Source organism: Henriciella aquimarina, assembly GCF_002088975.1.
Lineage (GTDB): Bacteria > Pseudomonadota > Alphaproteobacteria > Caulobacterales > Hyphomonadaceae > Henriciella > Henriciella aquimarina.
Genome location: NZ_NCST01000059.1, coordinates 29,001 through 42,754, shown reverse-complemented (window position 1 = coordinate 42,754; position 13,754 = coordinate 29,001). Strand labels below are relative to the sequence as shown.

The following is a 13,754-nucleotide window of genomic DNA, read 5'->3' as shown; positions in this document are numbered from 1 at the left end:
TCCTTTATACCGTGCACGGCCTAGTTCCGGCCGCGCAGGGCGGTGTCGCGCGGGTCCTGCCAGGCGGCGACGTCCTGGCGCGCGGGGCCGTTATAGGCCTCGAGCGGGGCGACGGGCCGGAAGTCCCCGGTGACATTGTTGGTCGAGACAACGCCATCGCTTTGCGCGCAGACATCGCCGGTTGGAACCGCATAGAGATTCGCCATCATCTCCAGCACGGCCCGCTCGATGACCGAACGGACGGCGAGCTGGATCGGCTCCTGCGCGCGTCCCCCCACACCGACATCGAACACATTGCCATTGGCGAAATCGAAAATGCCGAGCGAGATTTCGCGGCCAATGATCTGTTTCTGATAAGAAATCACGTCGACGACTTCGAGCGACTCGGTTTCCACCAGCCGCAGGTCGAGGCCGACATTGATCACGTAGAGCTTCGCCCCGATGGAACCTTTCGGGTCTGTCGGGTCGACATCGCCAATAAAGGCTTCGGCGCCGACGGAGCGGATATTATAGTTCAGCTCGGTGATGCCGCCGACGAGATAATAGTCGGAGCCGGGAATCGAGCCCGCCGTGATCTTGCGGAACGTATCCGGCGTCTCGTCGCCGATCAGCTTGTTATTGGCATATTTCAGCTCAAGCTCGGACACCGAGGTATCGAATCGTTCGACCAGCCGGGCGCCGGATTTCGCAAAAGCGGAAATCGCCATGAGCGAAGCGCCCTGGGTGACACGCCGCCCGCCCTCGATGTCGGCCTTGCCGGTATAGTCCAGGATGCGGCCGACCGCGATTCGCGGGGCGCGGTAGCCGGAGGTGCGGGCATAATGGCCCATGCACACCAGGCCTTCGGAATAGGGCGTCGGATTGGCCGTCACCGGCGCATTGCCGATCGGCTGGGCGTATTGCCCGCTCGGCCCGGCAACCGGGCTGACGCAGCCGGTGACGAACAGGCCTGCGGCGAGCGCAGCGCCGGAAGCGCGTATGCCTGCGAAAGGCTTGAGCTTGGTCAGGGTCTTCATTGCAGGTCGAGCTCCCCATTGAGAACGACCGTCTGGTCGCCATTATTGATCTGTGTCGAATCGATGATCACCGTGTTGTTGCTTCCATTGGTGATCACGTTGAGCTGGTTGCCGACAGCTGTGCCGGTGCCGATCATGCCGCGCGCGCCCTCGGTCTGGCCCCAGCCTGTATAGAGACTGGTGCCGAGCCCCGTGCCGCCTTCAATTAGTCCGTTGATGACGACGCGGTTGTTGCTGGTGTCGCGGCTGCGCGCGGAATAGGGGGTGCTTTCCTGGCCATAGCCGAATCCATAGGGCCGTTCGAATTCCGAAACGGCCGAGGCGGCCTGGGCCTCTGCTTTCGGGCAGACGGAAATTGCGGTGAGGGCCGCAAGCCCGAAAAGCCCGGTGAGTATGTCAGTCTTCAGTTTCATCTGCCGATCCCTGTCAGGGTTGATGCAGGGACGGCTGCAATGCGCATGCCAGTTCAGGAGAGGCCGGCGTTCCAAATTCGCGCATATGGGGAATGGCTATTTCGGGGCGTCTGACGGGATTTGCGCCTGAAAAGCCCGCCGCCTGTGCCGTTTCGGAACGGGGCAGGGCCGGGCACCATCTTCGCGCACGCGCGCACCTGTGGTATAAAGGGAAAAACAAGAACAAGTCAGGGAGACCCAGAATGCTGATAGAGCAGATCCTCAAGACCAAGGGTGGTGACGTCCAGACGATCGATGCGAGCGAGACGCTTGCCGAGGCGGCCCGCATGCTGGACGAAGCGCGCATCGGCGCGGTGGTGGCCATGAATGGCAACGGCCTCTGCGGCGTGCTGTCGGAACGCGACATTCTTCGCCAGGTGGCCCGCCATGGCGCGAGCGCCCTTCAGATGAGCGTCGAGGAATCGATGACCCGCGGGGTCATCACCGCCAATCCGGGCGAGTCCATCGACCAGTGCCTGGGCCGTATGACCGACCGGCGCGTGCGCCATCTGCCCATCATGCGCGACGGCCATCTGGCCGGCATTATCTCCATTGGAGACCTCGTGAAATGGAAGATCGAGGAGCACAAGGCCGAAGCCGATGCGATGGCCGACTATATAAAGGGCGGATAAAAGACTCCGTTCAGGTGATTTTTGGGCTTGCCAAAACACCCGAACAGAAGCTATATGGTCCGTTCCATCTGAAACGCCTCTGACTTTGCGGGGCCGGTGATTAAGTCGGCCTGGTGAAGCAGCGTTTGCGCCAAAATCTGCGGAATTCGAGCCTTGTGCTGTTGTTCTGCAGAGAAGTGCAGAAGGGTTGTTGACGGGAGGCGAGGCGGTGAATAGAAGCCGCACTCCTTCTGGAGAGACCCGCCGGAAAACACGGGGTTTGAATGAACCTCGCCGATCCGGCTTGTGCTTTAAAAACTGCGGTTTCGGGGCTTCTGCCCAAAAGCTGCAGGGAAGTGCAAAAGGGTTGTTGACGGGACGGAGCGTGGCCCATAAAAGCCGCCTCTTCTTGGAAACGACCCGCCAGAGCGAAGGGGCCTTTAAGTGTCCTGGAGCGGTGGTTTGCGCTTCTTTATTCTGCGGTATTTCGGTGTTTCACCGGTTGCTGCAGACGGTGCAGAAAAGGGTGTTGACGAAGATCGAGCGGCCTCATATATGCCGCCCCTCTTCTGAGACGCTCACCTGGTTGAGAGGGTGCCTACGAGGCACTGTTCGAAAGCCCGGCTCTGCGCTGAAAATTGCAGGTTTCGCGGTTCGCTGCGAAGTTCTGCAGAAAGCGCAAAAAAGGGTGTTGACGAGGAAAACGGTGGCCCATATAAGCCGCCACTTCCGACGCGGGGCACACGGTTCCGCCGACGAGAAAAAGGGCTCCGGCCCGGCTGTTTGACATCGCAGGGATTAGGAAGAGAAACGCAGGCGGCATGAATTGCTTGCGGAGCCTCAGGCTCCACGACGATCATGACGAATGCGTTTCAAGGAAATACCTTTTCATAATGTGACCGGTTTCGGCCGGTTAGTTTGTGATGAGGGTTTCCCGTCAAACAGTAAACGCAAATTGCAATCAGCAATTCCTGTCCGTTTATTCCACGGACAGATTTTCGTCAGATCGGACACTCAACCTGAGAGTTTGATTCTGGCTCAGAACGAACGCTGGCGGCAGGCTTAACACATGCAAGTCGAACGACATAGTGGCAGACGGGTGAGTAACGCGTGGGAACGTGCCCTTCACTACGGAATAGCTTCTGGAAACGGAAGGTAATACCGTATACGCCCTTCGGGGGAAAGATTTATCGGTGAAGGATCGGCCCGCGTTGCATTAGTTTGTTGGTGGGGTAATGGCCTACCAAGACTACGATGCATAGCTGGTCTGAGAGGATGATCAGCCACACTGGGACTGAGACACGGCCCAGACTCCTACGGGAGGCAGCAGTGGGGAATCTTGCACAATGGGCGAAAGCCTGATGCAGCCATGCCGCGTGAATGATGAAGGCCTTAGGGTTGTAAAATTCTTTCGCCAAGGATGATAATGACAGTACTTGGTAAAGAAGCCCCGGCTAACTTCGTGCCAGCAGCCGCGGTAATACGAAGGGGGCTAGCGTTGTTCGGAATTACTGGGCGTAAAGCGCGCGTAGGCGGGTTGTTAAGCCAGATGTGAAAGCCCGGGGCTCAACTCCGGAATTGCATTTGGAACTGGCAACCTAGAGGCCAGGAGAGGTTAGCGGAATACCGAGTGTAGAGGTGAAATTCGTAGATATTCGGTGGAACACCAGTGGCGAAGGCGGCTAACTGGACTGGTACTGACGCTGAGGCGCGAAAGTGTGGGGAGCAAACAGGATTAGATACCCTGGTAGTCCACACCGTAAACGATGAATGCTAGTTGTCTGCGCGCATGCGTGCAGGTGACGCAGCTAACGCATTAAGCATTCCGCCTGGGGAGTACGGCCGCAAGGTTAAAACTCAAAGAAATTGACGGGGGCCCGCACAAGCGGTGGAGCATGTGGTTTAATTCGAAGCAACGCGCAGAACCTTACCCGCGTTTGACATGCCCTGTTTGGTTACCAGAGATGGTTTCCTTCATTTAGTTGGCAGGTGCACAGGTGCTGCATGGCTGTCGTCAGCTCGTGTCGTGAGATGTTGGGTTAAGTCCCGCAACGAGCGCAACCCTTATCCTTAGTTGCCAGCACGTTTGGGTGGGCACTCTAAGGAAACTGCCGGTGCTAAGCCGGAGGAAGGCGGGGATGACGTCAAGTCCTCATGGCCCTTACACGCGGGGCTACACACGTGCTACAATGGCAGTGACAATGGGATAATCCCAAAAAACTGTCTCAGTTCGGATTGTCGTCTGCAACTCGACGGCATGAAGTTGGAATCGCTAGTAATCGTGGATCAGCATGCCACGGTGAATACGTTCCCGGGCCTTGTACACACCGCCCGTCACATCATGGGAGTTGGTTCTACCCGAAGACCGTGCGCTAACTTCGGAGGCAGCGGGCCACGGTAGGATCAGCGACTGGGATGAAGTCGTAACAAGGTAGCCGTAGGGGAACCTGCGGCTGGATCACCTCCTTTCTAAGGATGCTTTCCGATAACCAAGCTCACGCCTGGTTTCGAAAGCTCTTATAGACATAAGCTGCAGGGCTTGCCCTGACAGCAAAACTCAAAGCGGCAGTTCGTGCCGTCTTCGTTTCTCTTCCTTCATTCGCCGTGCCGGCCAGCTGGGCGGCATAGTTCAGCGAGCCCCCGGGTCCTGGTATAAGGGCCGGTAGCTCAGGTGGTTAGAGCGCACGCCTGATAAGCGTGAGGTCGATGGTTCAACTCCATCTCGGCCCACCACGACCCAGAGGGAGTGCGCCGGGCCCTATGCTTTTGCCGAAACGTACTGGTTATGGGGCCTTAGCTCAGCTGGGAGAGCGCCTGATTTGCATTCAGGAGGTCAGGAGTTCGATCCTCCTAGGCTCCACCATTCGGGCCTGGTTGGCAGTAAATTGGCGGATGAAAGAAGTTCAAGAGTTTCCGGATCTCGTATCCGGGATGTTTGTAAATCGTGAGGGAAAGACTGATCCGGCTCGTAACGCCGCTCGGCCCAATTGGGTCTGGTGTTGCCAGCTTCAGCCGAACAACGCAGGTGTCATAGGAGTATGACGCGAAAGCCTGCGCCAAAGGGTCAGTCTGCAAGAAACCAACATGTCTGATCTGAAATATGTGTTGTGGGTGTGAGCGCGTGCGTTCACCTCCGCACACGAGTTTCGAATGAGATCAAGCGTCAAAAGGGCATCCGGGGGATGTCTTGGCGGTAAGAGGCGATGAAGGACGTGGCACTCTGCGATAAGCACGGGGGAGGCGAGAGCACCCTTTGATCCCGTGATTTCCGAATGGGGAAACCCACCTCCGAGATGGAGGACTACAGGCTGGCATTCGTGTCGGCCTGAGGTCTTTCATTTCACTAGAGAGGTATTTCACACTGAATACATAGGTGTTGAAAAGCAAACCCGGGGAATTGAAACATCTAAGTACCCGGAGGAAAGGACATCAATTGAGACTCCGTTAGTAGTGGCGAGCGAACGCGGACCAGGCCTGGTCTGAAACAAGGAGAATGAGCTGGGAAGCTCAACCAAAGTGGGTGATAGTCCCGTATCCGTAAAATGAAGACCGTTTAGAGTAGGGCGGGACACGTGTAATCCTGTCTGAACATGGGGGGACCACCCTCCAAGCCTAAGTACTCCTTACCGACCGATAGTGAACCAGTACCGTGAGGGAAAGATGAAAAGCACCCCGACGAGGGGAGTGAAACAGTACCTGAAACCGGATGCTTACAAGCAGGTGGAGCTCTTCGGAGTGACACCGTACCTTTTGTATAATGGGTCAGCGACTTAGTGTTGCGTGCAAGCTTAAGCCGTTAGGTGTAGGCGCAGCGAAAGCGAGTCTGAATAGGGCGACTGAGTACGTAGCATTAGACCCGAAGGCAGATGATCTATGCATGAGCAGGCTGAAGGTGAGGTAACACTCACTGGAGGGCCGAACCGTTGTATGTTGAAAAATACTCGGATGACTTGTGCCTAGGGGTGAAAGGCCAATCAAATCTGCTGATAGCTGGTTCTCCGCGAAATCTATTTAGGTAGAGCGTCATGATAAGACTCCTGGGGGTAGAGCACTGGATGGACTAGGGGGCCTCACCGGCTTACCAAATCTTACCAAACTCCGAATACCAGGAAGTTATGCATGGCAGACACACGGCGGGTGCTAACGTCCGTCGTGAAGAGGGAAACAACCCTGACCACCGATTAAGGTCCCCAAATTACAGCTAAGTGTGAAAGGATGTGGGGTTGCTTAGACAATGAGGAGGTTGGCTTAGAAGCAGCCATCCTTTAAAGAAAGCGTAACAGCTCACTCATCAAGCGACCCTGCGCCGAAAATGTAACGGGGCTAAAGCTGTATACCGAAATCGTGGACTCCATTGGAGTGGTAGCGGAGCGTTCCGTAAGCCTGCGAAGGTGTCCTGTGAGGGATGCTGGAGGTATCGGAAGTGAGAATGCTGACATGAGTAGCGATAAAGAGGGTGAGAGACCCTCTCGCCGAAAGTCCAAGGGTTCCTGCGTAAAGCTAATCTGCGCAGGGTTAGCCGGCCCCTAAGGCGAGGCCGAAAGGCGTAGTCGATGGGAACACAGTTAATATTCTGTGGCCTGGGAGTGTGTGACGAATTTCGAAAGTTGTCTTCCCTTATTGGATTGGGAAGGCAGCCTGGAAGTTCCTGGAAATAGCCCTCCCGCAAGACCGTACCCTAAACCGACACAGGTGGACTGGCAGAGCATGCCAAGGCGCTTGAGAGAACGATGCTGAAGGAACTCGGCAAATTACCTCCGTAACTTCGGGAGAAGGAGGCCTCATACCGGGCAACCGGTTGTGAGGGGCACAGACCAGGGGGTTGCGACTGTTTATCAAAAACACAGGGCTGTGCGAAGCCGTAAGGCGACGTATACAGTCTGACGCCTGCCCGGTGCCGGAAGGTTAAAAGGAGGAGTGCAAGCTCCGAATTGAAGCCCCGGTGAACGGCGGCCGTAACTATAACGGTCCTAAGGTAGCGAAATTCCTTGTCGGGTAAGTTCCGACCTGCACGAATGGCGTAACGACTTCCCCACTGTCTCCAGCATCGACTCAGCGAAATTGAATTCCCCGTGAAGATGCGGGGTACCCGCGGTCAGACGGAAAGACCCTGTGAACCTTTACTGCAGCTTTGCTGTGGCATCATAAAGTGTATGTGTAGGATAGGTGGGAGGCTTTGAAGCTTGGGCGCCAGTCTGAGTGGAGCCGTCCTTGAAATACCACCCTTATTCTTTGTGATGTCTAACCGCGCCCCTGGATGGGGCCGGGACCCAGCATGGTGGGCAGTTTGACTGGGGCGGTCGCCTCCCAAAGAGTAACGGAGGCGCGCGATGGTAAGCTCAAGACGGTCGGACATCGTCTGTTGAGTGCAATGGCATAAGCTTGCCTGACTGCGAGAGTGACAACTCGAGCAGAGACGAAAGTCGGTCATAGTGATCCGGTGGTCCCGTGTGGAAGGGCCATCGCTCAACGAATAAAAGGTACTCCGGGGATAACAGGCTGATGATGCCCAAGAGTCCATATCGACGGCATCGTTTGGCACCTCGATGTCGGCTCATCACATCCTGGGGCTGGAGCAGGTCCCAAGGGTTCGGCTGTTCGCCGATTAAAGTGGTACGTGAGCTGGGTTCAGAACGTCGTGAGACAGTTTGGTCCCTATCTGCCGTGGGTGTTGGAAACTTGAGAGGATCTGTCCTTAGTACGAGAGGACCGGGATGGACATACCTCTGGTGGACCTGTCGTGGCGCCAGCCGCGCAGCAGGGTAGCTATGTATGGACGGGATAACCGCTGAATGCATCTAAGCGGGAAACCCACCTCAAAACCAGGTTTCCCTTGAGAGCCGTTCTAGACTAGGACGTCGATAGGCTGGGTGTGGAAGCGCGGCGACGCGTGGAGCTAACCAGTACTAATTGCTCGATAGGCTTGATCTTGCGAAGCTTCGTGTGTGGTGGTGAACGTACCAGCACACTTGCTTTCAGATCGAAACACCTACCTACCCAAGTGGTAACAAGTGAACATGTTGGTCTTCTGCACCATTGCCCGTTTCCGCCGACCCGGTGGTTATGGCAGGGGTTCCCCACCCGATCCCATTCCGAACTCGGTCGTTAAGTCCCCTCGCGCTGATGGTACTGCATCTACAGATGTGGGAGAGTAAGTCGCTGCCGGGTCAGCCGAAACGGGCGGTGTTGCAGACAAAGAAACCTTGCAGACAAGTCTTTCCTTCACAATTTCCGCCTCCGGGCGGGGACGTGACCGGCCGTCAATTGCCGGTTCACGACGCTGTCCGGTCCATCGCGGCCGGTTTTGTATTTTCAGGGCAGCCCAAAAGAGTTGCCTGTTCATAAGCTGACGCGGGATGGAGCAGTCCGGTAGCTCGTCAGGCTCATAACCTGAAGGTCGGTGGTTCAAATCCACCTCCCGCACCCATCATAAGAGTAGTTTGGCCGTCCTGAGAAATCAGGGCGGCCAAATCGCCTTTTATAACAAGGTTGTATCCGCTCTCATTTTTGCGCGGCTCAAGGCAAATCCGTTGGATTGTCTTCCTCAAGATTGATCGGACCTCGTCAGCATCAGGAGACGGGTCCGAAACCACTTCCACAAGTGAGCCAATTAGTTCGGCATACAGCTCGCCCGCGTTCGGATGAACGCTCACAACGGGCTCGCTGCCCATTGCCGCAAGTTTGGCCTCGTTCTCAGTTTTTTCTGCTTCCAGGGCGACCAGCTTTTGCTTGAGAGCAGTGGTCGCGATCCCTTCAGCAATTGCATCAACAATCCGGTCTATGCGCCTGCCGGCTTCAGCGATAGCCTTCTCAAGCTGAAACCGTTCGCTACAAGTAGCCTTCTGTTGGCGAACGAGTTCTGCATGAAACTCGCGTGCGGCCGCTTTCTGCGCATCAGGATGAAGCAAGGCATTGTTCAGTCCTGCGAGGACGCGCTCTTCGAGCTCTTTGGCCGCTATGGTTCGATTGTTCGAACAGGTGCCCTTCTCGCGTCTTGTCGAGCACCCGTACCGGTTCTGGGAAACAATCGACATCGGACCGCCGCAGACACTGCATTCCAGGAGCCCTGACAGGAGCCGCGTGGGTCGCTTTGCTCCACCACGTTTACGGGAGTGCCTTTGCTGGCGAAGCTTTACAGCCTGCCAAAGTTCATCATCAACAATCCGAAGGTCCGGAACCTCATTGATAACCCATTCGCTTTCGGGGTTTGCCCGCATGCGCTTCTTGCCGGAGAAGGGATCCGTGACCTTGTGCCTGCGGTTCCATATGCGTCGGCCGATATAGAGTTCGTTGTTCAGGATGCCATTGCCGGCATGGACCTGTCCATTGATCGTTGAGGCGCGCCAGTCGGAACCGCGCGGCGCTGCGACACCTTCCTGGTTCAACATGGCCGCGATGCTTCTCGGAGACTTTCCTTCGACGAACAGCCGCATGATCCGTCTGACGGTCTCAGCTTCATCTTCGTTGATGGTCAGGATGCCATTCTGCTCACCCGGTACGATGTCGTAACCGTAGCAATGTCCTCCGGCCGATCTGCCTGAATTCACAACTCCCGTCTGACCTCGGCGCGTCTTCTTCGCGAGATCGCGCAGGAACATCTCATTCATCACGCCCTTGAAGCCGACGTGCATGGAGTCGACTTCGCCTTCGGAAAGCGTGACGATCGACACGCCGTGAAAGGCGAGGATCTTGTAGATTGTTGCTGTGTCAGCCTGGTCGCGGGAGATGCGGTCGAGGGCCTCGGCGACAACCACATTGAATTGACCGTTCGCAGCGCCCCTTATCAGTTCCTGTATGCCGGGGCGCGTAACCATCGCGCCGCCCGAAATTGCGCGGTCTGAATAGACAATAGTTTCGGTCCAGGATTTCTGCTCAAGGTGTTGTCGGCAAAGAGCAATCTGGTCTTCGATTGAACGAATAGACTGAAGGTCCGACGAGTAGCGGGCGTAGATGGCGGCTTTTAGGGTCATGACCCTTTCCGATATGCCAACCTCGCATGATATCGCGCAAGCGCTTCGGCGAGCTCAATCGCCCAGGATGGGGCTATTTCCCCAGAAAATTCGTCCTCGGGAGGCTCAGTTTGTGTCGCGATCGCCTTTGGAAGGCGACCGCGAGGCACGAGTTTGGGGTATTTGCGGTTCACGGTCCGATAGGCAGAAGCTGATCTAGTTCAGCTTCTGCCGGTTCCAGACTAGCACGCCGCTGCCATCCTCTTCCTTCTCGAAGAAAGCAGCCCGTAGCGGTTTCTCGAACCCCGGATCATCGAGCTTCACTGCCAGGTATGGCGTCTCGCCATCCTTGCTTTCTTCGCGCCAGGCTGCGCCAAGTTCTGCGCCGCCGGCAAAGATCCGGTAGTCGGGGCCGCCCTCGGCCTTCTCGGTCACCGAGACCATCTGGGCTTTCACATTGATTGTCATGGTCCGGATCGTGCCGGTCCATTTGCCATCCTTCTGGCTGAAGGTGCCGATTGTTGCCATTGCTATTCTCCTTTGCTGGCTCTGGCGTGAAGGGCCTTGCGGGCCCGCTTGAACCCGGCATCCGAGCTGAGGAACATGTCCAGCATGGCAGGCACCAGGGTTTCGGGTTTCTCTTCCGCGCCATAGGTTTCGGCATAGATCGCCGCATAGTCGGCAAGCGCGGAAGCAAGATCAGGATCGACCGACACGGTGAGCTTCACTGGTGTCCGGTCCGGGAGTTGTCCGATGCGGAGGCTCATCACCGGCCTCCCTCAGAATAGGGCCGCAGCACAAGATCGCGTGTCACGATCACCCGGACTGGCCAGCCCGGCCGAATACGGATCGTCGGCTGGATGCCAAGATTGCGGTCAACGACGCGCTGACCGGCTTCGGAGACACTGTCTCCGAAGCCCCGCCGGATTGCGCGCTCAACATCATCCTCGTCAGAGCCAAGTTCGGAGCCGATGCCAAGCAGCGTCGCGAGTCCTGCGGCGGCAAAGACGCGATCCCAGTGATGATCGGTTCGGTCGGAAACACCTGCATAGCCCTGCGAATCCGATGCAGGTTCAGATATCTGCAGCGAGCTGCCATCCGGCAGGATGATCCGGTCCCAGATCAGGAGCGCGCGCTCCTGACCGAACGAGACTTCCGACTGGTAGCGCCCGATCAGCCGCGCGCCCTGCGGGATCAGTAGATGTACACCGCTCACCGTGTCGTAGACCGGCTGGGTCACCTGCGCGATGACATTGCCCGGTAAGTCAGAATTCAGCCCCGTGACCAGCGAAGCCGGTATCAGCGTGCCCGCCATCACCTGATAGGGCGAGACCGGGGTCTCGACATCATGCGGGTTATAGATGTCGCCGTCCCGCTTCTCCGCTGCAAAAGCGATCTTCTCTGCCTGAAGGTTCTGGCCGGGAGGGCCTGCAAAACCCGGCGCGCCTGCGCCTTGGGCTGCAAGTGCCAGCAATTCCGAGCCCAGGCTGTTCGGAAGTCCGCCCTGTGAAGAGATTGATCCAGCCAGTGACTGCCGGTTGCCGACGTCGAAGAAGACGCTCGCCTTGCCGGCTGCATCGGCCAGTTTTGCATCCGCCAGTCTCTGCGCACGGATCGCTTCATCTTCGGCCGATGGCCGGAAGTCGTCTGAGGGGGCGACATTCCAGTCGGGCTCGAGGCCCCATTCTTCCTCTTCCGCCACGACAGTGCCGCCAAGGTCGCCCGCCATGGGCGCGCCGAGTCTTGGCGTGTCACCAGCCGGTTGCCAATTGAGGTAGGAGTTTGGCAGGTCTGCGAGACCATCCGGCGCGCGCTTGGTCGACGTATTGTAGAGCTCCTGGCTGTCTGCCGGATCGACCGCCTTGGGCGGATCGAGCGCAATGGAGGCGGCGGCGAACAGGCCCAGTATGCCGAGACAGGCACCTGCCATAAGGACCTTCCGGTTGATCCGCGTGACAGGCCGGGGCCGCGCGCGCAGCTTCAGCTCGTCGGCCTGTTTCGGGAAGGGGGCCGGCTCGTTCATCCTTCCGCTCCGAACAGGCTCGCAAGGCCGGAGCGCTGGGTGCGCTTGCGGATCCTGACCACGGTCTGGTCCCTTTCGCCGATCCGGAGTTCTGCGGCCCGGAAGAGATGATCGACGATGTAGTAATTGCCGCGGAGCCGGTAGTTGACGAGTTCTGCGTCGCCCGATGCCCCAAGGATGAAGAGCGGCGGGGCGTCCATTGTCGCAAGACCCGCCGGCATCTGGATGAAGACCTGCCGGCCATCATCGAACACACGCACAGGCCGCCAGGCCGGCTTGTCGCCCTCGATGACATAATCGAAGTCGAGCCGGTCAACCGCAATGCCGGGTGCAATGGACGCATCCTCACGCACGGCAGCCAGCTTGTTGCGCGACACCAGCTCTGCCAGCTCATCCGCGGGATAGCGCCAGGAGAGGGCCGCCATATAGGTGCCATCGACGCTTTCGAGTTCGAGATGATAGGTCCGCCGATCGGTCGCGATCATGAGATTGGTCGAGAGGCCCGCGGCGATCGGTTTGACCAGCACATGCGCGCGGGCCGCGCCGCCGGAGCCGGAAGATGTATCCCCGACAATCCAGCGGACCGTATCGCCCGCCGACACCGAGACCAGTGTTTCGCCGGGTTGGAGCGCAATGTCGGAGACCTGGCCCGGGGCGGCATAAAGCCGGTAGAGGGCCCCTTCAGTATAAGGATAGACTTGGATCGCGTTCACATAGCCATCGACGGAAGGTTCGATCCTGGCCTCGGTTGTGCCCTTGCGGATTGTCTCGGTCGGCGAGGTGTAGACCCGTGTCACTGTCCGCTTCGTGCCATCTATGGGTTTCATCTGGCCGGGAAGCGGCAGTACGGTCGGCGTCTCGACAATCTCGACAGGCCGCTCTGGCACGTCTTCGACGAACGCCGCTTCGACAAAGGCGGTATCTTCGAGGACAGGTTCCGGCGGAACGCTCGCGCAGGCCGTAGCCAAGGCAAGAACGGATACAAGGCTCATTGTACGGATCATTTGTTGTCTCCTGTGACAAGGTCTTCGCCCCAGTTGAGGCTGTGGATGTAGAGGCCGAGAGGATTAGCGCGGAGCGTTTCGGCATCGCGCGGCGGGGAGTTCACAATGGTGAAGAGACCCGTGAAGCGTTTGACGCCGGTCAGCGCGCCATTCTCATAAGTCTTCTCGAGCCAGCGGGCCTGGAAGGACTCCTCCGACACCCGCACAACGCTCACCACATCGACACTGCGCGAGCGCCGCCCGATCTCGGCGAAGGGATCATTGTCGCGCGCATAGTCACTCAGTGTGATCGCCGCCTTGTCCGTCACATAGTCATAGGCGGCGAGCCAGTTCTGCCGGACGATCACCGGATCGATCGACAGGCTGCGGACATCGGAAATGAAGTTCGCAAGGTGATGCGCGATCTGAGCGTCGGTCGGCTCATAGCGCGCAAGCGCTGGCCCGACCGCTTTGACCGCACCCGTATCGTCAACCTCGACCACATAGGGGGTGACCGTCGATTGCAGGCTGCGCCAGACAAGGGCTGCAGACGCCGCCGCGAGGAGCCCCAGCAGGCCCAGCGCCATGAGCCGCCAGTTCTTCGCCTGGACACGGGCCGAACCGATCCGCTCGTCCCAGACCTGGCCCGCCTTCTGGTAGGGCGTTTCGGGATGCGGGCTTTGCCCGTAATGGGTGGATGTGCGCCGGAAGGCCATGCTC

Annotated in this window: 9 protein-coding genes, 3 tRNA genes and 3 rRNA genes; 7 read left to right on the top strand and 8 right to left on the bottom strand. The window is 58.0% G+C overall.

Translation table 11 applies throughout. The features are described 5' to 3' along the window. Nucleotides 1–20 precede the first annotated feature (20 nt). Together hfaB and hfaA are read right to left on the bottom strand one after the other, a co-directional pair. On the bottom strand, nt 21–1,016 hold the full coding sequence (gene hfaB / locus B8784_RS08260) for a holdfast anchoring protein HfaB (protein ID WP_084397293.1): 996 nt from the start codon (nt 1,014–1,016) through the stop codon (nt 21–23). Then, nucleotides 1,013–1,429: a holdfast anchoring protein HfaA gene (hfaA, locus tag B8784_RS08255; protein ID WP_084397291.1), complete on the bottom strand. Its 417-nt coding sequence runs from the start codon at nt 1,427–1,429 to the stop codon at nt 1,013–1,015. Before hfaA ends, hfaB begins: the two co-directional genes overlap by 4 nt. Before the next feature lie 242 nt (nt 1,430–1,671). Here hfaA and B8784_RS08250 point away from each other — a divergent pair, with 242 nt between their 5' ends. The 7 genes from B8784_RS08250 (at nt 1,672) to B8784_RS08220 (ending at nt 8,506) form a co-directional block, all read left to right on the top strand. Continuing rightward, a complete protein-coding gene (locus B8784_RS08250) occupies nt 1,672–2,100 on the top strand; it encodes a CBS domain-containing protein (RefSeq protein ID WP_084397289.1) in 429 nt (142 codons plus the stop codon). Nucleotides 2,101–3,094: 994 nt separating this feature from the next. Then, nucleotides 3,095–4,548 (top strand): 16S ribosomal RNA (locus B8784_RS08245). Between the two features lie 187 nt (nt 4,549–4,735). Further along, nucleotides 4,736–4,812, top strand: a tRNA-Ile gene (locus tag B8784_RS08240). 54 nt (nt 4,813–4,866) lie between these two features. Beyond that, nucleotides 4,867–4,942, top strand: a tRNA-Ala gene (locus tag B8784_RS08235). 291 nt (nt 4,943–5,233) lie between these two features. Then, nucleotides 5,234–8,010, top strand: a 23S ribosomal RNA gene (locus tag B8784_RS08230). 122 nt (nt 8,011–8,132) lie between these two features. Continuing rightward, nucleotides 8,133–8,247: ribosomal RNA gene (rrf, locus tag B8784_RS08225) — 5S ribosomal RNA — on the top strand. Together the 16S, 23S and 5S rRNA genes with 3 tRNA genes alongside form the textbook arrangement of a ribosomal RNA operon. A gap of 182 nt (nt 8,248–8,429) precedes the next feature. After that, a tRNA-Met gene (locus B8784_RS08220) sits at nt 8,430–8,506 on the top strand. Here the strand turns inward: B8784_RS08220 and B8784_RS22180 are convergent. The 6 genes from B8784_RS22180 to trbF all read right to left on the bottom strand — a co-directional run bounded on the left by B8784_RS22180 (nt 8,463) and on the right by trbF (nt 13,750). Beyond that, nucleotides 8,463–10,049, bottom strand: a complete 1,587-nt coding sequence (locus B8784_RS22180) for a recombinase family protein (protein WP_407646476.1) — start codon at nt 10,047–10,049, stop codon at nt 8,463–8,465. The genes B8784_RS08220 and B8784_RS22180 overlap by 44 nt on opposite strands. 195 nt (nt 10,050–10,244) lie before the next feature. Continuing rightward, entirely contained in the window at nt 10,245–10,556 is a 312-nt protein-coding gene (locus B8784_RS08200; protein WP_084397285.1) for a DUF736 domain-containing protein, read from the bottom strand. Nucleotides 10,557–10,558: 2 nt separating this feature from the next. Next, the gene (locus B8784_RS08195) at nt 10,559–10,795 is read right to left on the bottom strand and encodes a DUF2274 domain-containing protein (RefSeq protein ID WP_034768653.1); all 237 of its coding nucleotides are present in this window, start codon (nt 10,793–10,795) and stop codon (nt 10,559–10,561) included. Then, nucleotides 10,795–12,051, bottom strand: coding sequence for a TrbI/VirB10 family protein (locus tag B8784_RS08190; protein WP_084397283.1), 1,257 nt, complete (start codon nt 12,049–12,051; stop codon nt 10,795–10,797). The genes B8784_RS08195 and B8784_RS08190 overlap by 1 nt, the downstream gene beginning before the upstream one ends. Beyond that, nucleotides 12,048–13,055 carry a P-type conjugative transfer protein TrbG gene (trbG, locus tag B8784_RS08185; protein WP_084397282.1) on the bottom strand — a complete coding sequence of 336 codons (1,008 nt, stop codon included), beginning with the start codon at nt 13,053–13,055 and terminating at the stop codon, nt 12,048–12,050. Before trbG ends, B8784_RS08190 begins: the two co-directional genes overlap by 4 nt. Further along, nucleotides 13,052–13,750 (bottom strand): conjugal transfer protein TrbF, encoded by a 699-nt coding sequence (gene trbF / locus B8784_RS08180; protein ID WP_169712617.1) that lies wholly within the window; start codon nt 13,748–13,750, stop codon nt 13,052–13,054. Before trbF ends, trbG begins: the two co-directional genes overlap by 4 nt. Between the last annotated feature and the right edge of the window lie 4 nt (nt 13,751–13,754).

What these genes read in the sequence shown, in the direction of transcription:
- hfaB (WP_084397293.1), bottom strand. Translation starts at nt 1,016, where the DNA reads ATGAAGACCCTGACCAAGCTCAAGCCTTTCGCAGGCATACGCGCTTCC.
- hfaA (WP_084397291.1), bottom strand. Translation starts at nt 1,429, where the DNA reads ATGAAACTGAAGACTGACATACTCACCGGGCTTTTCGGGCTTGCGGCC.
- B8784_RS08250 (WP_084397289.1), top strand. Translation starts at nt 1,672, where the DNA reads ATGCTGATAGAGCAGATCCTCAAGACCAAGGGTGGTGACGTCCAGACG.
- B8784_RS22180 (WP_407646476.1), bottom strand. Translation starts at nt 10,049, where the DNA reads ATGACCCTAAAAGCCGCCATCTACGCCCGCTACTCGTCGGACCTTCAG.
- B8784_RS08200 (WP_084397285.1), bottom strand. Translation starts at nt 10,556, where the DNA reads ATGGCAACAATCGGCACCTTCAGCCAGAAGGATGGCAAATGGACCGGC.
- B8784_RS08195 (WP_034768653.1), bottom strand. Translation starts at nt 10,795, where the DNA reads ATGAGCCTCCGCATCGGACAACTCCCGGACCGGACACCAGTGAAGCTC.
- B8784_RS08190 (WP_084397283.1), bottom strand. Translation starts at nt 12,051, where the DNA reads ATGAACGAGCCGGCCCCCTTCCCGAAACAGGCCGACGAGCTGAAGCTG.
- trbG (WP_084397282.1), bottom strand. Translation starts at nt 13,055, where the DNA reads ATGATCCGTACAATGAGCCTTGTATCCGTTCTTGCCTTGGCTACGGCC.
- trbF (WP_169712617.1), bottom strand. Translation starts at nt 13,750, where the DNA reads ATGGCCTTCCGGCGCACATCCACCCATTACGGGCAAAGCCCGCATCCC.